We start from the raw sequence: 18,607 nt of genomic DNA on the forward strand, positions 1-18,607 counted from the left end.
TTTATGCCGCGTGCTTGCTTCCATCCGCCAGCACGGCCAATAGTCTCGCCTTATCCTTGCGGTAAGTATCGACTGCCGCTTCCTTGACGTGGCCGAAGCCGCGGATTTTCTCGGGCAGGGAGGCCAGTTCCACGCAGGTAGACAGGTTCTCCGCCGTCAGGTTGACCAGCAGGCCGGCCAGCAGTTCGCGGTATTCGACGATCAGCGCGCGTTCCATCTTGCGCTCGGCCGTATAACCGAAGAGGTCGAAAGTGCCGCCGCGCAAGCCCTTGGCTTTGGCCAGCAGCTTGAAGGCGCGCCACATCCAGGAACCGAACTCCGCTTTCACCAGATGCCCTTTCGCATCTTTTTTCGCGAACAGCGGCGGCGCCAGGTTGAATTTGACGGAGAAATTCCCTTCGAACTGCTGCTGCAATTGCTCCACGAAACGGCCATCCGTGTACAGGCGCGCCACTTCGTATTCATCCTTGTAGGCCAGCAATTTGAAATAGCTTTTCGCCACGGCGGTCGACAGTTTCTGTCCCAGCCCCAGGGTGTTTTCGCGGTCGCGCACCTGTTTCACCAAGGCCGCATAACCATCCGCATACGCGGCGTTCTGGTAGGCCGTGAGGAATTCCAGGCGCTTCTTGATGACGCTGTCGAGGCTTTGCGGCATTTGCACGATGATCGCTTGCGCTGGCGTGGCGATTTGCGTCACCTTGCGCACGTCGACGGCGGCGCGGCGGCCCCACAGGAAACTCTTCTTGTTCGATTCGATGCCCACGCCATTGAGTTCAATGGCGCGCAGCAAGGCCGCTTCCGTCAACGGGATACGGCCCTTTTGCCAGGCGTAGCCGAGCATGAACAAGTTGGCGGCAATCGAGTCGCCCATCAGCGCGGTGGCCAGTTTGGTGGCGTCGATGAAGTCGGCCGCATCGGCACCGCCGACGGATTCCTCGATCAGCTGGCGCACTTCCGCCGTCGGATATTGCCAGTCCGCATTCTGCGCAAACGTGCCCGGCGGCTGCTCGTGCAGATTGACGACGGCCAGGCTGCGGCCCGGACGCATTTTCGACACGGCATCCTGCGCCCCGGCCGTCAGCATGTCGCAGCCCAGGATCAGATCCGCTTCGCCCGTGGCGATGCGCTGGGCGCGGATGTGCGCGGGGGATTTGGCGATTTTCACGTGCGAGGTGACGGAACCGTTCTTTTGCGACATACCCGTCATGTCCAGCACGGACGCTCCCTTGCCTTCCAGGTGCGCCGCCATGCCCATCAGGGCGCCGACGGTGATGACACCGGTGCCGCCGATGCCGTTGATGAGGATGTTGTACGGTGCGTCGCAAGCGGGCAGGACGGGTTCCGGCAGCGGGCCGAAGTTGTCCGTCTCGCCCGCTTTGCTCGCGCCCGTCTTGGTCTTCTTCAGGCTGCCGCCTTCGACAGTGACGAAGCTGGGGCAGAAACCCTTGGCGCACGAGTAATCCTTGTTGCACGAGGATTGGTCGATGGTGCGCTTGCGGCCAAATTCCGTCTCTTTCGGCAAGATCGACACGCAGTTCGACTGCACGCCGCAGTCGCCGCAGCCTTCGCAGACGGCGTCGTTGATGACCATGCGCTTGGCTATGTCTGGATACTCGCCTTTTTTGCGGCGCCGGCGTTTCTCTGCCGCGCACGTCTGGTCGTAGATCAGTACGGATACGCCTTGCACTTCGCGCAATTCGCGCTGCACGGCATCCATGTCCTTGCGGTCGTGCAAGGTCAGGTGGGCGGGCAGGTTGCTGCGGTCGCTGTAGCGGCTCAGGTCTTCCGTCACCAGCGCAATGCGGGCGATGCCTTCGGCCGCCACCTGCTGCGCCATCATCGGCACGGTGATGAGGCCGTCCACGGGCTGGCCGCCCGTCATGGCGACGGCGTCGTTGTACAGAATCTTGTAAGTGATGTTGACCTTGGCCGCCTGCGCGGCGCGGATGGCCAGATAGCCGGAATGAAAATACGTGCCGTCGCCCAAGTTCTGGAACACGTGCGGCAATTCCGAGAACGCGGCTTGCCCTATCCACGGCGCGCCTTCGCCGCCCATGTGCGTGGTCAGCTTGTTCATTTCCGGGTAGATCGACGTGGCCATCACGTGGCAGCCGATGCCGGCCAGCGCCAGACTGCCGTCGGGGACCTTGGTCGAGGTGTTGTGCGGGCAGCCGGAGCAGTAGAACGCGGGGCGGAACGGCGTGTTCACGGCCTTTTTCAGGACCGCATCCTTGGCGTCGAGGAAACTTAATCTCGCCTTGATCAGGTCGCACGTGACGGGGTCGGAAATCAGGCGCGCGATGCGGCTGGCGATGACACGCGCCACTTGCGAGACGGAAAAATCCGCCTTCGAGGTCAGCAGCCATTCGCCGCGTGGCGCCACCCATTCGCCTTTTTCGTCGAACTTGCCGATCACGCGTGGGCGCACGTCGTCGCGCCAGTTGTACAACTGCTCTTTTAATTGGTATTCGACGATTTGCCGTTTTTCTTCGACAACGAGGATTTCATCGAGGCCTTGTGCGAATTCGCGCACGCTGTCCGGTTCCAGCGGCCACGGCATGGCCACCTTGAACAGCCGCATGCCGACGTCGGCCGCCATTTGCTCGTCGATGCCCAGCTCTTCCAGCGCTTCCAGCACGTCCAGGTAGGATTTGCCGGAAGCGATGATGCCCAGCTTGGCGTTCGGGCTGTCGATGGTGGTGTGGTTGAGCTTGTTTTCGCGCGCGTAAGCGAGAGCCGCATAGATCTTGTAATCCTGCATCAGCGCTTCCTGATTGCGCGCCTGCTGGCCCAGCGGGATGCTCGACAGGCGGGCGTTCAGGCCGCCTTCGGGCATCTGGAAATCTTGCGGAATTTTCACTTCCACGCGGAACGGGTCGGCATCGATGGAGGCCGACGATTCGACCGTGTCGGCCAGTGCCTTGAAGGCCACCGTGCAGCCGGAAAAGCGCGACATGGCCCAGCCGTGGATACCGAGGTCCAGGTATTCCTGCACATTGCATGGATACAGGACGGGGATCATCGAGGCGGAAAACAGGTGGTCGGACTGGTGCGGCAGAGTCGACGAATAGGCGCCATGGTCGTCGCCAGCCACCAACAGCACGCCGCCTAGCTTGGCTGTGCCCGCATGGTTCATGTGCTTGAAGACATCGCCGCAGCGGTCCACACCAGGGCCCTTGCCGTACCACATGGCGAACACGCCGTCGTACTTGGCCGGGCCGATCAGGTCGACCTGCTGCGAACCCCAGACGGCGGTCGCGGCCAGGTCTTCATTGACGCCGGGCACGAACTGCACGTGGTGCGCTTCCAGCTGTTTCTTGGCTTTCCACAGGTTCTCGTCGAGGCCGCCCAAGGGCGAACCGCGGTAGCCGGAGATGAAACCGGCCGTGTTGAGGCCAGCAGCCTGGTCGCGCAGGCGCTGCATCATGGGCAGACGTACGAGGGCCTGGATGCCGGACAGGAAGATGGCGCCGGAAGTGGCCGTATATTTGTCGTCGAGGCTGACGGTGGTCAAACGGGAAGTGTCGGGGGGTGTAGATGGCGCGGCACCGGCGTTTCTAGCGAACGCTGCGGAGCCGTTTTCCGTGGTCACGGACATGGCTGTCTCCAAAAGGGTGTTTCAGCTGACGGCTGTACAAGGGACGCGCCCGGTAAGGCGCGCGCTGTGCAGACGGGATGGCCGCGTGTGGGCGGCACATAACTATTTTAAATTTAAAATAGTTAATGTGGTCAGTGTAGAACGACCATGGGGAAGGGGCAAATATGGTTTGCCGATGGGGGTATAAGAAATACTTATGCCATGGGCGAGAGCACATGCGCCCCCACCCAGCGCCCGCTGCCGCACAGCTCGGCGGCCACTTGCAGCACGAGGTTCTTCACGGCATTGCCGGCATTCGTCAGGGGAATGTTTTTCGAGGCGCACAGGGCCACCGTGCGCGACAGGACGGGGCTGTGGATGGCGTAGCTGCGCATGGCGCCGCTGTCGAGTTCGGCCAGCAGGGGCGCGGCGGGCAGGATGGTGGCGCCCATACCGGCCAGGATGGCCGATTTCAGGATGGCGATCGAGTTGATCTCGATCACGTTCGCCGTCTCGAGGCCCAGTTCGCGGGCGCGGCTGTCGATGCGCGGGCGCACGCCATGCTGCAGACCCGGCAGGATCAGGGTGGCGCTCAATGCCTGCGGGAACGACAGCGCCGAGCCTGCGGGCGCGAACGGCGAATCGCTGCGGCAGATGAAACGCATCTCTTCTTCCACCAGGGGACTGCAGGCAAACGGGGTCAGCTGGCCATCGTCGAACAGCACGGCCAGGTTGATGCGTCCCGATTTGAGCTGTTCATTGAGGTTGCCCGTGATTTCTTCCGTCAGTTGCAGGGTGATTTCAGGGTAGCGCTCGCGCGCGGCCAGCAGCAGAGGCAGGGCCAGCGCGCCCGATATGCTGTGCGGCAAACCCAGGGTGACGTTGCCGGACGGCCGCGTGGCGCTTTGCGTGACGGCCGAGCGGGCGTCGGCCACCTGTTTCAGGATCGCTTGCGCATGTTCGTAAAACACCTTGCCCGCGTCCGTGCTGAGCACGCCCTGGGCCGAGCGGTGCAGCAGCTGTACGCCCAATTCCTCTTCCAGCTGGCGCAGCTGCTGCGTCAGGGCCGGCTGCGCCACGTGCAGGATCAGGGCCGCGCGCGACAGCGAGCCGTGGTCGACGATGGCAACAAAGTAGCGTAATTGGCGCAGTTCCATGGGTCCCAAAAGCGGTGCGTTGAGCGGAAAAGCAGCATATTGCGCCGCAGCGCCGAACGCGGCCAGCAGAATAACAATTTTGTTATACTCATTCTAACGCCTTCGGTGTTCCAGCCGCGTATTTGTGGGATGACAGCATGCTCAAGAAAGTTGATTCGTCTCAATTAAAAGTGGGCATGTACATTCATGACCTCAGCTGCGACTGGATGACGCATCCATTCGTGCGCAACCGTTTCCTGTTGCGCAGCGACGATGAAATCCGCAAGATCGTGCAGGCCGGCATCCACGACGTGGTGATCGACAGCGGCAAGGGCCTCGACGTGCAGGACGCGCCCACGGTGGCGCAGGCGCAGGCTGACACGGAACGCGAACTGGTGCAGATCGCCACGCCGCCGCAAGTGGTCACGCGCGTATCGCTGGGCATGGAACTGGCGCGCGCCACGCAGGTGCGGCGGCAGGCGGCCAGCCTGGTGCGCACGGTGATGGCTGATGTGCGCCTGGGCAAGGCGGTCGAGCTCGACCGCGTGCAGCACACGGTGCAGGATATTACCGAATCGATCCTGCGCAATCCCGGCGCCCTCGTCGGCTTGTTGCGTATCAAGAGCAAGGATGACTACACCTTCCTGCATTCCGTCAGCGTGTGCGCGCTGCTGGTGGCGTTTTGCCGCTCGCGCGGCATCGATGCGGCCACCACGCACCAGGCCGGTCTCGGCGGCTTGCTGCACGACACGGGCAAGGCGCTGGTGCCCGATAGCGTGCTGAACAAGCCGGGCCCCCTGAGCTCGGAAGAGTTTATCCAGATCAAGCGCCATCCGCGCGACGGCTACGACATCCTGCGCCAGTCGCCCGAGGTGGGCGCCATTCCCCTCGACATTACCTTGCACCATCACGAACGGCGCGACGGCAGCGGCTACCCGGACCAGCTGGCCGGCGACGCCATCAGCGAACTGGCGCAGATGGCCGCCATCGTCGACGTATATGACGCGCTGACGTCGGACCGCAGCTATCACAAGGGTATTCCCGCCGCCGAAGCCTTGCGCAAGATCTATGAGTGGAGCAAATTCCACTTCAATCCCGTGTTCGCGCAGGATTTCATGCGCTGCGTGGGAATTTATCCGGTGGGCACCATGGTGATGCTGGAATCGGGCCGTCTGGCCGTCGTCATCGAGGCGCACGAAAGCAATCTGCTGGCGCCGAAGGTCAATGTGTTTTTCAGTACGAAGAGCAAGACCTACATCAAGCCGGAAACGGTCGACCTGTCGCGCGGCTTCGGCTTCGGCGGCGCCGACAAGATCGTCGGCCATGAGTCGGCCGCCAAGTGGCAAGTCGATCCCATGCGTTTTCTTTCCCTTGCAGACGCTTAGAAAAACTCTGCCGTATCGTTCGAGGTAATGGTTGTCAGCAAGCCTTTTGCCACCAGTTCGTCGTAGTGGCACGCCAGATTGCGGCCATGGCTCTTGGCGTAATACAAGGCCTGGTCGGCGCGGCCGAGGATGATGACGGGCGCTTCGTAGGCGTTGATGCTGACGAAGCCCACGCTGACGGTCACTCTGCCCACTTGCGGGAAGTCGTGCGCTTCGACATTGGTGCGGAAGCGGTCGATGATTTTCTGCGCATTTTCCAGGGTGATCGAGCGCAGCAGCACGACGAATTCCTCGCCGCCGAAGCGGAAGATGCGGTCTTGCGAGCGGAACGACGATTGCAGCTGGTTGGCGATCAGGATCAGCACTTCATCGCCATACAGGTGGCCAAATTTATCGTTGACCAGCTTGAAATGATCGACGTCGATCACGGCCAGCCATTGCCGTTCCGTGTCCGTATGGTGGCGCCGCTCTTCATCGACGGGACGCGGCTTTTCCGCTTCCGGTTCGCCGCGGCTGTGCAGGATTTTCGCCAGCTGGTCGTCGAAGGTCTTGCGGTTCAACAAGCCGGTGAGCGAATCGCGTTCGCTGTAGTCGAGCAGGTTCTGGAAATTGCGGTACACGCTGACGATGCCGCCGATCACCTGGATGGTGGCGCCCGTATACGGCGTGGGATTGGTGATTTCCAGGCAGGTGGTGACCTGGTCGCCGATCCAGATGGGCAGCCACAGCAGGTGGCGGCCGTCCGCGCACAGAGTGTCGGCGCTCGCTTCATGGCGCTTGATGCAGGCGGCCAGAGCCGGGTAGTCGGACAGCGGTTCGCCTGGCAGGGTCGGGTCGTTATGCTCTTCCATGCGGGCTACGCTGCCCGCCACGATGATGGCCCGCGACCGCACGAACACCTGGCCACGCACGGTGGTCAGCGCCAACACACGGGTCTGCGACGCGGCAGCGAGTTCCTGGACCGCCGAGATCACGGAGATGTCGAGCATCGTGTGGTCGCGGTGCCCGGTCATGTCCACCATGTGTTTCAGTAGGGAATCCATTGTCGATCTCTGGAAAGTGGTCACACAAGTGTCGTCATACCAGCATTGCATCAAGCAAGAGCATGTTCGCGTCCGTCTACAAGAAGCCAAGATTTATTTGGTGGCATGACGCTCTGTACCGCCGGGCGAGAGGCCTTTCCAAAGAAGAGCTAAGCAGGATAATGTCTTTTTGCCTAATAGGCAATTAACGTATGCAATATTTCATGTAAATACATGAGATTCATGCACTGCATTGCAAAAAACTTGCCCTGACGCAGGCTTTCAATCCGGATCGCAACATTTGTTTGCGCCAGCCGCCATTTCACCAGAGTTTGATAATTTCCATGTGGAAACTTGTGGCGCGTCAATTTGCCAAAACGTGGACGCTTTATAGTCAATGTAATGGCGCAGAAATTTACGGCAGGAAACATATTAGCAGGAAAGGGCAATGTTTCCCACCCGATTGCGCCAGGGACTTGTGATTCACTTTTGGGAGCTTGTCATGCATACCTTCCTGTCGGCAGTACAGCAGTTTGTCAAGGATGAGGATGGCATTACGGCAATCGAATACGGCCTGATCGCGGCGTTGATGGCTACCGCCATCACGGCCGGTTTCTTGCTGATCAAGACCAACTTGCTGGCCGTCCTCACCGATATTTCGTCGAACCTGGTGTTGACGCCCTAAGCGGGTGCCCGCCGCTGGCCGGCCAGTGGCGGGTTTTTTTCGGGAGGTGTGCCATGCCTGCAACTGCCTTGTGCGACCTGCTGCTGCTGTGCTTTGTGACGGGGGCCGCCGTCAGTGATTTGATCCAACGCAAGATTCCGAATTGGCTGGTGCTGGCGGGCATGCTCGCCGCGCTGGCGCTGCATTTGTGGCTGTGTCCACACCGCGTGCCGCAACTGGTGCTGGGCGGCATGGCAACGGGTTTTTTCCTCTTTTTACCCTTGTACGTGCTGCGCGGCATGGCCGCCGGCGACGTCAAGCTGATCGCCATGGTGGGCGCCTTTGTCGGTCCCTGGCCCGTGCTGCAGATCTGTTTTGCCACATTTGTCCTGGGCGGCGTGATGGCCGTGCTGATGATCACCTGGCAGGGCAAGTGGCGCGTTTGCCTCGGCAATCTGCGCCAGCTGATGTGGCCGATGATCGCGCGCATGGCCGGCATTCCGCTGGCGCCAAGCGCGCTGGGCAGCGGCGCCAGCGTGGGCAACATGCCGTACGGACTGGCCGTCGCCCTGGGCTGCCTAGTGGTGCAAGGGCGGAATTATTTCTGATTGGCATTCATTGCTCTGAATCAATGGACGCCAGTCCTCGCTCGCTAGAATGAATTCTGTTCAATGCAGTCCTAACCGGCTTGGAGACGCAGCATGACCGAGGTCGACTATTCCATGAGCACCGACAGCGTGCCGCGCCCTGCCGACACGAACCTGATGCCGCCCTTGCCGCCGCAGCCGAAGAGCTTGCGTGAAACGGGACTCGAGCGGCCGCTGGTCGTCGAACTGATCGCCAAGCTGATGTTTGTGGGCGGCAAGACGCACCTGTCCGCGCTGACGACGCGCTTGCGCCTGTCGATCAATGTCTTGCGCGAAGTGCTCGATTTCATGGTGACGGAGCAGATGGCCGAAGTGGCCTGGCGCGGCGAATCCGATATCGATGTGCAGTACCAGCTGACGAGCGCCGGCAAGCAGCGCGCCAGCACCTTCCTCGAACGCTGCGCGTATATCGGCGCCGCGCCCGTCACCCTGGAAGCGTACCGCGCCATGGTGGCGCGCCAGTCGTGGCTGGCACAGGAACAGCGCGTCGGCAGCGATGACCTGGCCGCCGTGCTCGGTGGCGCCCATGCGGGGCCGGGCATGCTTGACGTGGTCGGCGCGGCCCTGCATTCGGGGCGCTCGCTGTTGCTGTACGGTCCGCCCGGCAGCGGCAAGTCCACCCTGGCATTGCAGCTGGGACAATTGCTGCACGGCCTCGTCGCCGTGCCCTACGCCATCGTCGTCGGCCACGACATCATCCAGTTGTACGATCCGGCCCAGCACCTGCCGCCCGCGCCGCAGCACGTCAGCCATGCGCGCCAGGCGCTGGAACGCCGCAGCACGGATATTCGCTGGGTGCTGTGCCAGCGTCCCGTGATCCACGTGGGCGCCGAGCTCGACGCCGGCATGCTGGAACTGCGCCATGACGCCAGCGGCGGCTGCTACCAGGCGCCGCCCCATGTGCGGGCGAATAACGGCATGCTGATCATCGACGACCTGGGCCGCCAGCGCCTGGGCGCGCAAGAATTGCTGACGCGGCTGATGCAGCCGCTGGCGCGCGGCAGCGATCAGCTGGGCCTGCCCGGCGGCGTGCAGATCAGCGTGCCGTTCGACAATGCCCTTGTGCTGGCCACGAACGTGCCGCCGGGCGAGCTGTTTGACGCCGCCTTGCTGCGCCGCATCGGCTACAAGGTGCAGGTGGGGCCGCTGGCCGAGAACGCCTATCGCGCCCTGTTCCGCCAGCAATGCCGGCTGGCCGGTATGGCCATCGACGAAATGGCTATCAACCATTTGCTGCAGCTGCATGGCGCGCAGGGACGGCCCTTGCTGGCCAGCTATCCGCAGGAATTGCTGGCGCGCATGGGCGACTTCGCCGGCTTCGCCGGCTGTGAAGCGCGCCTGACGGTGGCCGCCCTGGAGCAGGCCTGGAGCAGCCTGTTTGCCAGCTGCGACATGCCGGCCGCCAGCCTGTGCGAGCGTATCGCATGAAAAACCGGCGCGCCCTCCTGATGATGGTCCTGGCCGTGGTGCTGGGTCTGCTGGCCGTGCTGCTGGCCTCGCACTGGCTGCTGCGCCAGACGCCGGCCGGCAAGGGCAAGATCGTCGTCGCCTCCACCGATGTCAATCTGGGCCAGCGCCTGACACCCGAGATGCTGCGCCTGGCCGAGTGGCCGGCGGAAAGCTTGCCGCAAGGCGCGCTGCAAGACCCGGCAAAACTGGCGGGACGCGTGCTGAAAACCAGCGTGTTGCGCGGCGAGCCGCTGAGCGAGGCCAAGCTGGCCCCCGTCGGCACCCTGGGTGGCCTGTCGGCCCTGATCACGGAAGGGCGGCGCGCCATCACCGTGCGCGTCAACGACGTGATCGGCGTGGCCGGCTTCGCCTTGCCGGGCAACTATGTCGACATCATCGTCAGTACCCAGCAAGATGCCGGCGACCGCGCGTTTCCGCAAAGCCGCAACATTTCCAAGATCGTGCTCGAACGCATCCTCGTGCTGGCCGTGGCGCAGGAAGTGGGGCGCGACGAGACCAAGCCGCGCGTGGTCAACGCGGTGACCCTGGAAGTGACGCCGGAACAGGCGGAAAACCTGGACCTGGCGCGCAGCGTGGGCAGCCTGTCGCTGGTGCTGCGCAACCAGGTCGATCCGCAGCCGGGCGTGACGGCGGGCGCGACCAAGCTGACCTTGCTGGGCGGACCGCACGACGCCGAGCCTGCTCCCGTGCCTGCCGCCGCCCCCGTGCTGGCCGTGGCGCCGCGTCCGGTGCGCGTGGCGAAGGCGCCGCCGGAACCACAGCGCCAGTGCAGCACCGTCATCGATGGGACGCGCCAGTCGCGCGAATGTTTTTAGCCAACCATGGACACGCTCATGAACCGCGCCCTGCTGACACTGTGCTGCCTGCTGTTGCCGCTTGCCGGCGCGGCAGCCGATCCTGGTCCCCGCTGCGGCGGCGAAGCGGCGACGCCCGGCAACTTGCAGCTGCAGGTGGGCAAGTCGAGCATGTTGCGCCTGCCCGAGGCGGTGCTGGCCCGCAGTGTCGGCAATCCGGCCATGCTGCAAGCCATGCTGGTCGCGCCCGACACTTTATATGTGGTCGGTGTCGACGTGGGCAGCACGAATATGATCATCCAGGGACGCAGCGGCGTGTGCAGCGTGGTGAACGTCAGCGTCAGCATGGATCCGTCCGGCTTGCAAACGACCCTGGCGGCCCTGATGCCGGAAGAAAAAGCCATTCGCGTCACGGCCGTGGCCGACACCCTGGTGCTGTCGGGCACGGTGCAGGACGCTGGTGCCGTGCTGCGCGCCACCGAGCTGGCGCACGCGTATGTGCGCCGCGCTACCGCACCGCTGGCGCTGCCCAAGCCCGCCGACGGCGCCGCCATGCCGGCTGCCGCCACGGTGCCCGCTGGCGGCGCGGGTGGTGCAAACAGCCGCATCATCAATATGCTTGACGTCAGCGCGCCGCAGCAGGTGATGCTGGCCGTGCAGATCGCCGAAGTGTCGAAGTCGCTGCTGGAGCGGCTGGAAGTGGGCGCCACCTTGCGCTTCGCGTCCGGCAGCTGGGCCACCACCTTGCTGTCGAATTTCCTGAGCGGCACGGCCAATGGCTTGCTCGACGTGCGCAAGTCGAATGGCCAGCAGCTGACCATCGAGGCGCAGAAACAGGATGGCCTGGTGCGCATCCTGGCCGAGCCGACCGTGATGGCGATCAGCGGGCAGGAGGGCAGTTTTCTGGCCGGCGGCAAGATCTTCATTCCCGTCGGCCAGGACAACAACAAGATCACCTTGGAAGAGCGCGAGTATGGCGTCGGCCTGCGTTTTACGCCCACCGTGCTGTCGGGCGGGCGCATCAATTTGAAGGTGGCGCCGGAAGTGTCGGAACTGTCGCGCGAGGGGGTGGGCATTTCCGCCGCCGGCGTCAGCGGGCGCTCCATTTTGCCCGTGATTACCACGCGGCGCGCCTCGACCACGGTGCAGCTGTACGACGGCCAGAGCTACGCCATCGGCGGCTTGATCAAGAACAACCAGGTGAGCAACATCACGGGCGTGCCGTGGCTCAGCGAGCTGCCCATCCTCGGCGCGCTGTTTCGCAGCACGGACTTCCAGCATGACCGCACGGAATTGTTGTTCGTCATTACCGCGCACCTGGTGAAACCGTTGCCGGCGGACGCCGTGCTGCCGACGGCGCAGCTGGCGCCACCCTCGCGCACGGACTTGATGTTGCGCGGCAAGATGGAAGGCACCTTGCCGCTGGCGCCGCCGTCCGTGCCGCCACCGCGCGCGGCCAACGGCTTCGAGTTGAAATGAGACGGGGAGACACGCCATGCCGAACTCGCTCCTGATATTGCTGCGGCGCCTGGCCGCCCTCGCCCTGGCCATGCTGCTGGCCGCCTGCGCGCACAGCAGCACGCCACAGCTGGACCCGCGCTTCGGCGACGCCGTGCGCCTGGCCATGACGCAGCAGGTGCGCGATCCGGCCAGCGCGGGCAATCGCCAGCCTGCCGACGGCCTGGACGGGCCCAGCGCGCACGCCGTCATGCAGCGCTACCGCGCCTCGTTCGTCGAACCGAACGGCCAGGCGCCGCAGCCGGTGCAGTTCATGCTGGGAGGCGGCAATGGCAAATAGACGCCAAGGCCAGCGCGGGGCGATGCTGATCGCCTTTTCCATCCTGCTCATCCTGGTGCTGGGTTTTATCGGCCTGGCGCTCGACGTGGGCCAGGTCATCGGCCGCAAGACGGAATTGCAGAACCTGGCCGACAACGCGGCGCTGGCGGCGGCTGCGGAACTGGTGGGCACGCCCGAAGGCTTGCTTGCTGCCGTGACGAAGGCCAAGAGCAGCGCGGCCGACAAGAGCGCGTGGCGGCGCCGCATGCAGGGCGCGATCCTGTCGGACGCCAGCATCCGCTTCGCCAGCGTGCCCGACGCGCCCGCCAGCGAATGGCATGCGGCGGGCGCCGTGCCCGATGCGGCCACGGCGCTGTTCGTGCGCATCGATACGCAGGCCAATGAGCCGTCGCTGGGGCGGGTGGCGACGGCGTTCCTGGGCGCCTGGTCGCCGGCGCTGCGCACCCTGGACACGGGCGCGCGCGCCGTGGCGGGACGTACCAGTCTGAACCTGACGCCGCTGGCCGTTTGCGCACTGTCGGCCAGCGCGGCCAGTGCGCGCACGAATGCGGCGCTGCTGCCGGCCGTCGAGCTGCTGGAATATGGCTTTCGCCGCGGCGTGGCGTATAACCTGTTGAAACTCAATCCGAACGGCCCGGCGGCCGAACATTTCGTGCTCAATCCCCTGGGCCAGCCGGGTGTGGTGGGACCGTCGCTGCAGGTCGGCGAGACCAGCGTGTTGCCGTTTGTGTGCAGCGGCACGGTGCTGTACCCGCGCATCGGCAGCGCGCAAGTGCACGTGCACCGGCCGTTTCCCGCCACCTTGTGGCCGGCCTTCAACGCACGCTTCAACCTGCACGCGGGCAGCGGCTGCCATCCCGTCACGTCGCCGCCCGACACGAATATCCGCGCCTATCCGAATGCGGCCGCGAACTGGTGGATGACGAACACGCCTGACGCGCCGAGCGCCCTGAGCACCGGCAATCCGCTGCTGTCCGTGGCCGATCCGGAATCGAACGCGACGCCGCCCGCCGTCGGCAGTTATGGGCCGCTGTGGTCGTTTGGCAGGGCGGTCAAGTACAGCAGCGTGAAGCCGGCCGGCGGCTATCTGCCGTTTGCCACCAGCGACTGGAGCAAGCTGTATCCGGCCCTGCCCGCCGCGCCGGCCGCCAAGTCCGGCTATCCTGCCACGCCGCCATACCAGACGCTGGGATTCCAGACGGCACCGACCGGCAACACGGGCGTGGCACAACGGCGCCTGCTGCATATTCCCTTGCTGGCCTGCCCGCTGCCGGCCGGCAGCGACGTGCTGGCGCAAGTGCGCGGCATCGGCCGCTTCTTCATGACGGCGCCGGCCACCAATGGCGTGCTGAGCGCCGAATTTGACGGCCTGGCGGCCGAGGGCGCGCTGATGGGCCCCGCGGAGTTGCTGCAATGAGGCCGCCCTGCCGCGCGCCACGCCGCCAGCATGGTGTCGCCGCCATCGAGCTGGCGCTGATCATGCTGTTTTTCATGGGCCTGTTGCCCTTCGTGCTGCTGTTCGGCCGCGCGCTGCTGGTGTACACGGCCCTGCAGAAAAGTACGCACGATGCGGCGCGCTACCTGGCGACCATGCCGCTGTCGCAGATGGCCAGTATCGGCACGGCGACCCAGGGCGTCGCATTTTCGCGGCAGATGGTGGTCGAGGCGATGGCGGAAAGCTGGCCCACCATGGAGTCCGTCCGGGTCAGCGTGGACTGTACCTATGCCGACGATTCCTACAACTGCGGCAATTACGGGACGCCGCCGCAGCAGGTGCATATCAAGGTGTCGGTGGACATGCCCATCGTCTTCCTGCCAGACCTGACGCGCGCGTGGCTGCCGCAGCTGGCGCCGATCCCCTTGCGTTCCAACGCGACATTGCGCTATGTCAATTAACCTGCGCCTGCGCCGCCAGCGCCAGGGCGGTGTTTTTGCCGTCGAGTTCGCCATGCTGGCGCTGTTGTTCTTTCTCTTCCTGTTCGCCATGCTGGAATTGGCGCGCGCCGTGTACCTATGGAATATGGTGTACGAGATTACCCGGCGTGCCGCGCGCGGCGCGGCCGTCACCGATTTCAGCAATGCAAGCGCGCTGCAGGCCGTGCGCACGCATGCCGTGCTGCGCGCCGCGCCGGGCGTGCTGCCGCTGGGCGACGGTATCAGCGACGCGTATGTGCGCATTGATTATCTGTCGCAGTCGAGCAGCGGCGCCGCGCTGGCGGCCGTGCCGGTAACGGTGATGCCGGGCTGCCCGCAGCGTAACCGCATCAATTGCCTGGACGACCCGCATGGCGCCAGCTGCATCCGTTTCGTGCGCGCACGCCTGTGCGTGCCTGGCGACGGCGGGCGTTGCGAGAGCGTGCCATACCGGCCCATCCTGCCGCTGCTGAACGTGATGTTTCCCTCCGGAGCAGGCGCCGTGCGCCTGCCCAACGGCGCCACCATGGCGGTGGCCGAGTCGCTGGGCTATCCGGACAATCCCGGTTTTTGTCCCTGAGCGCCACTTGACGGCGCAGCCGAATGTGTAGACCTGAAAGAAGCGAGGAAGTGCGATGAAAGCCTTGATGATTAGCCGCGACGCCAGCTTGCACGACGAAATTGCCGCGCAGGGGGCGGCCCGCATGCCCGTGCTGCGGCTGCTGGAACGGCGCAGCGGCCTGCGCGACGCCGTCGAGCGCATGCTGCCGGAAGCGCCGGAACTGGTGATCGTCGACGCCAGCGGCATCGATGCCGATGAAGCCGACCTGCTCGAGCGCCTGGCGCGCCAGTATCCGCTGGCCGTGCTGATGCTGCTCACGCGCGGCCAGCAGCAGGATGTGCTGATACGCGCCATGCGCGCCGGCATGCGCGAAGTGCTGCAGCTGCCGCTGGTGCACAAGGCCTTTCACGAGGCGATGGACAGGGTCGATATCCAGGCCGGCGTGACGCAGATGCGCGACGGTAAAGTCCTCGCCTTCATCTCGTGCAAGGGCGGCAGCGGCGCCACCTTCCTGTCGACGAATTTTTCCTATGCGCTGGCCAGCCTGGCCGGCTGCAAGGTGCTGCTGATCGACCTGCACGGCCAGTTCGGCGACGCCACCTTGTACGTGTCGGACCAGAAGCCGGCCATGACCCTGTCCGACATCTGCGCGCAGATCGCGCGCATGGACGGCGCCTTCCTTGCCTCGTGCCTGGTGCACGTGACGCCGAACTTCGGCGTGCTGGCGGCGGCCGATGACCCGTCGCACAAGGTCGACATGCAGCCCGAGCACATGGACCGCATCCTGGCCGTGGCGCGCCAGCACTACGACTACATCGTGCTCGACGTGGGGCGCCAGATTGATGCGCTGTCGCTGCGCGCGCTCGACAACGCCGACGCCATCTATCCGGTGCTGCAGCTGGCCTTGCCCGATATCCGCGACGGGCGCCGCCTGCTCGACATTTTCCGTTCGCTCGGCTATCCGGGCGAGCGCCTGCGCCTGATCGTCAACCGCTATGAGAAGGGCGGTCGGCTGCGCTTGGCGGACCTGGAACAGGCGCTGGGCGCGGAAGTGGTGCACACGGTGCCCAACGATTACATCGCCGCCACAGACTCCGTCAACCAGGGCATTCCGCTGCTGCAGCTGTCGCGCACCAGCGCCGTGGCGCGCAGCCTGGCCGAACTGGTGGAACTGGTGACGGCGCGCCGCGTGACGGAAAGCCGCGGCCTGTTCGACCGCTTGTTCAGCCGTAGCGAGGCTTGACGCGGTCGCCGATGAACGATGTCAAGGCTCCCGCCGGGAGCCATCATGGGAGCCGAGATGACTTTACGCGAACGCCTGGCGGCGAATGAAACGGTGCGCCCCGCCACGAATGGACAAGGCGCGCTGGCGCTGCACGCCTACCAGGAACTGAAAAAAACCATGCACCAGACGATACTCGACCGTATCGACCTGGAACGGTTAAAACGCCTGACGGCGGAGCAGTTCAAGCACGAACTGGCGCTGCTGGTGCAGCGCGTGATCGAGGAAGAGCGCATCGTGCTGAACCAGCATGAGCGGCATAGCCTGGTGCTCGACATCCAGCACGAGATGCTGGGCTTTGGCCCGCTGGAACCCCTGCTGGCCGATGCCAGCGTGTCCGACATCCTCGTCAATACCTGCGACAAGGTGTATGTGGAACGGGGCGGGCGGCTGCAGTTGACGGACGTGACCTTCCACGACAATGCGCACCTGATGAAGATCATCGAAAAGATCGTCTCGCGCGTGGGACGGCGGGTCGACGAATCGAGCCCGATGGTCGACGCGCGCCTGCCTGACGGTTCGCGCGTGAACGCCATCATTCCGCCGCTGGCCGTCGATGGACCGATCCTGTCGATCCGGCGCTTTGCCGTGCAGCCGCTCACCATCGCCAACCTGCTCGATTACAAAAGCCTGACGCCGCCCATGGTGCAGGTGCTGCAGGCGCTGGGCCAAGCCAAGGTCAACATCCTGATCTCGGGCGGCACGGGCAGCGGCAAGACGACCTTGCTCAACGTGCTGTCCGGCTTCATTCCCGGCAGCGAGCGCATCGTCACCATCGAGGATGCGGCCGAACTGGCGCTGCGCCAGCCGCACGTGGTGCGCCTGGAAACGCGTCCGCCGAATATCGAGGGCAAGGGCGAAGTGAGCCAGCGCGCGCTGGTGCGCAATGCGCTGCGCATGCGGCCCGACCGCATCATCCTGGGCGAGGTGCGAGGCGCCGAGGCGCTCGACATGCTGCAGGCGATGAACACGGGCCATGAAGGCTCGCTGGCGACCATCCACTCGAACACGGCGCGCGACGCGCTGGCGCGGCTGGAAAACATGGTCGGCATGGCCAACGTGAACCTGACGCCGCGCGCCACGCGCCAGCAGATCTGTTCGGCCGTGACGGTGGTGATGCAAGTGTCGCGCCTGACGGACGGCGCGCGCAAGCTGGTCAGCCTGCAGGAAGTGACGGGCATGGAAGGCGACATCATCGCCATGCATGAAATCTTCCGCTTCGAGCAGACGGGCGTCGATGCCGACGGCAAGGTGCAGGGCCACTTCTGCGCCACGGGCGTGCGGCCGCGCTTTACGGAACGGCTGCGCATGTTCGGCGCGCCCGTGCCAGATAGCGTGTTCGACCCCGACCGCATCTACGAGTAAGGAGGGAACCATGGACCTGGTCTTCTACGGCTTTGCCGTGCTGCTGTTCGCCGCCTGCATCCTGATGGTGGAGGGAGTCTGGCTGTGGTGGTCGGGCACGCACGGCAGCGCGGCGCGGCGCATCAACCGGCGCTTGCGGCTGATGGCGGCGCGCGGCGAGGGCGGCGGCGAGCGGGTCTCCATCCTCAAGCAGCGCCGCTATGCGCGTTCGCCCGGTCTCGAGCGCTGGCTGCGGCGCCTGCCGCAGGCGGCGCAGCTTGACCGCTTGCTGCTGCAATCGGGCTTGTCCTGGTCGGTGGCGCAGTTCCTCGGTGGCACCGGCGCCTTGCTGCTGGCGGCCTTGCTGCTGCTGGCGGCATGGTCCATGCCCGTGCCCGGCGCCGTGCTGCTGTTGTCCTGCGCCGCGAGCGCACCGTGCTTGTGCGTGCTGCGCGCGCGCGCGGCGCGGCTGAAAAAGATCGAAGCGCAACTGCCGGAAGCGGCCGATTTCCTGGCCCGTGCGCTGCGCGCCGGGCACTCGTTTTCGAACGTGCTGCAGATGGTCGGCGATGAACTCAATGAGCCGATCAGCGGCGAATTCAAGATGGCGCACGAAGAGATCAATTACGGCGTGCCGATGAACGAGGCGCTGCAAAACCTGGCCGCGCGCATTCCGCTGACGGACTTGCGCTACCTCGTCATCGCCGTGCTGGTGCAGCGCGAATCGGGGGGGAATTTGGCCGAGGTGCTGGTCAGCATCGCGCGCATCATCCGCGCCCGGCTAAAGCTGCTGGGGCAGGTGCGCGTGCTGTCGGCCGAGGGACGCATGTCGGCCTGGGTGCTGGGCCTGATGCCGGTGGTGATGATCGGCGTCATGGCGCTGGTCAACCCGCAATACATCCGCCTGCTGTGGACCGATCCCAGCGGCATCAAACTGCTGTGGTACGCGGCCGGCATGGTGGCGCTGGGCGTGGTCTGGATGCGCAATGTGATCCGCATCCGCATCTAAAAC

At 64.7% G+C, this 18,607-nt stretch carries 16 protein-coding genes; 13 read left to right on the plus strand and 3 right to left on the minus strand.

Annotation, left to right across the window (positions count from 1 at the left end; all coding sequences use genetic code 11):
* Nucleotide 1: 1 nt before the first annotated feature.
* Together V3C40_RS19040 and V3C40_RS19045 are read right to left on the minus strand one after the other, a co-directional pair.
* The gene (locus tag V3C40_RS19040; RefSeq protein WP_331778259.1) at nucleotides 2-3,598 is read right to left on the minus strand and encodes an indolepyruvate ferredoxin oxidoreductase family protein; all 3,597 of its coding nucleotides are present in this window, start codon (nucleotides 3,596-3,598) and stop codon (nucleotides 2-4) included.
* 194 nt (nucleotides 3,599-3,792) lie between these two features.
* Nucleotides 3,793-4,734 (minus strand): LysR substrate-binding domain-containing protein, encoded by a 942-nt coding sequence (locus V3C40_RS19045; protein ID WP_034752970.1) that lies wholly within the window; start codon nucleotides 4,732-4,734, stop codon nucleotides 3,793-3,795.
* Nucleotides 4,735-4,871: 137 nt separating this feature from the next.
* Here V3C40_RS19045 and V3C40_RS19050 point away from each other — a divergent pair, with 137 nt between their 5' ends.
* Nucleotides 4,872-6,098 carry an HD-GYP domain-containing protein gene (locus tag V3C40_RS19050; RefSeq protein WP_034752972.1) on the plus strand — a complete coding sequence of 409 codons (1,227 nt, stop codon included), beginning with the start codon at nucleotides 4,872-4,874 and terminating at the stop codon, nucleotides 6,096-6,098.
* Here the strand turns inward: V3C40_RS19050 and V3C40_RS19055 are convergent.
* Entirely contained in the window at nucleotides 6,095-7,141 is a 1,047-nt protein-coding gene (locus V3C40_RS19055; RefSeq protein ID WP_034752974.1) for a GGDEF domain-containing protein, read from the minus strand. The genes V3C40_RS19050 and V3C40_RS19055 overlap by 4 nt on opposite strands.
* Nucleotides 7,142-7,622: 481 nt before the next feature.
* On the opposite strand from V3C40_RS19055, the gene V3C40_RS19060 reads away from it, so the two are divergent.
* The 12 genes from V3C40_RS19060 to V3C40_RS19115 all read left to right on the plus strand — a co-directional run bounded on the left by V3C40_RS19060 (nucleotide 7,623) and on the right by V3C40_RS19115 (nucleotide 18,604).
* Nucleotides 7,623-7,805, plus strand: a complete 183-nt coding sequence (locus V3C40_RS19060) for a Flp family type IVb pilin (RefSeq protein ID WP_034752975.1) — start codon at nucleotides 7,623-7,625, stop codon at nucleotides 7,803-7,805.
* Nucleotides 7,806-7,858: 53 nt separating this feature from the next.
* Nucleotides 7,859-8,392 carry an A24 family peptidase gene (locus V3C40_RS19065; RefSeq protein ID WP_331778260.1) on the plus strand — a complete coding sequence of 178 codons (534 nt, stop codon included), beginning with the start codon at nucleotides 7,859-7,861 and terminating at the stop codon, nucleotides 8,390-8,392.
* 93 nt (nucleotides 8,393-8,485) lie between these two features.
* Nucleotides 8,486-9,859, plus strand: a complete 1,374-nt coding sequence (locus V3C40_RS19070; protein ID WP_219328507.1) for an ATP-binding protein — start codon at nucleotides 8,486-8,488, stop codon at nucleotides 9,857-9,859.
* Nucleotides 9,856-10,716: a Flp pilus assembly protein CpaB gene (gene cpaB, locus V3C40_RS19075; protein WP_219328506.1), complete on the plus strand. Its 861-nt coding sequence runs from the start codon at nucleotides 9,856-9,858 to the stop codon at nucleotides 10,714-10,716. The genes V3C40_RS19070 and cpaB overlap by 4 nt, the downstream gene beginning before the upstream one ends.
* Before the next feature lie 18 nt (nucleotides 10,717-10,734).
* Nucleotides 10,735-12,174 carry a type II and III secretion system protein family protein gene (locus V3C40_RS19080; protein ID WP_319992075.1) on the plus strand — a complete coding sequence of 480 codons (1,440 nt, stop codon included), beginning with the start codon at nucleotides 10,735-10,737 and terminating at the stop codon, nucleotides 12,172-12,174.
* A gap of 16 nt (nucleotides 12,175-12,190) precedes the next feature.
* Complete coding sequence (locus V3C40_RS19085; RefSeq protein ID WP_319992076.1) at nucleotides 12,191-12,493, plus strand: hypothetical protein; 303 nt, start codon at nucleotides 12,191-12,193, stop codon at nucleotides 12,491-12,493.
* Nucleotides 12,483-13,910 (plus strand): pilus assembly protein TadG-related protein, encoded by a 1,428-nt coding sequence (locus tag V3C40_RS19090; protein WP_319992077.1) that lies wholly within the window; start codon nucleotides 12,483-12,485, stop codon nucleotides 13,908-13,910. The genes V3C40_RS19085 and V3C40_RS19090 overlap by 11 nt, the downstream gene beginning before the upstream one ends.
* The gene (locus V3C40_RS19095) at nucleotides 13,907-14,389 is read left to right on the plus strand and encodes a TadE/TadG family type IV pilus assembly protein (protein ID WP_331778261.1); all 483 of its coding nucleotides are present in this window, start codon (nucleotides 13,907-13,909) and stop codon (nucleotides 14,387-14,389) included. Before V3C40_RS19090 ends, V3C40_RS19095 begins: the two co-directional genes overlap by 4 nt.
* On the plus strand, nucleotides 14,379-14,987 hold the full coding sequence (locus V3C40_RS19100; protein ID WP_331778262.1) for a TadE/TadG family type IV pilus assembly protein: 609 nt from the start codon (nucleotides 14,379-14,381) through the stop codon (nucleotides 14,985-14,987). The genes V3C40_RS19095 and V3C40_RS19100 overlap by 11 nt, the downstream gene beginning before the upstream one ends.
* A 55-nt stretch (nucleotides 14,988-15,042) precedes the next feature.
* Nucleotides 15,043-16,212 carry an AAA family ATPase gene (locus V3C40_RS19105; protein ID WP_034752983.1) on the plus strand — a complete coding sequence of 390 codons (1,170 nt, stop codon included), beginning with the start codon at nucleotides 15,043-15,045 and terminating at the stop codon, nucleotides 16,210-16,212.
* 57 nt (nucleotides 16,213-16,269) lie between these two features.
* A complete protein-coding gene (locus tag V3C40_RS19110; RefSeq protein ID WP_080698639.1) occupies nucleotides 16,270-17,616 on the plus strand; it encodes a CpaF family protein in 1,347 nt (448 codons plus the stop codon).
* Between the two features lie 10 nt (nucleotides 17,617-17,626).
* The gene (locus tag V3C40_RS19115; RefSeq protein WP_331778263.1) at nucleotides 17,627-18,604 is read left to right on the plus strand and encodes a type II secretion system F family protein; all 978 of its coding nucleotides are present in this window, start codon (nucleotides 17,627-17,629) and stop codon (nucleotides 18,602-18,604) included.
* Nucleotides 18,605-18,607 lie beyond the last annotated feature (3 nt).

Source organism: Janthinobacterium sp. LS2A (assembly GCF_036543145.1).
Lineage (GTDB): Bacteria > Pseudomonadota > Gammaproteobacteria > Burkholderiales > Burkholderiaceae_D > Janthinobacterium > Janthinobacterium aestuarii.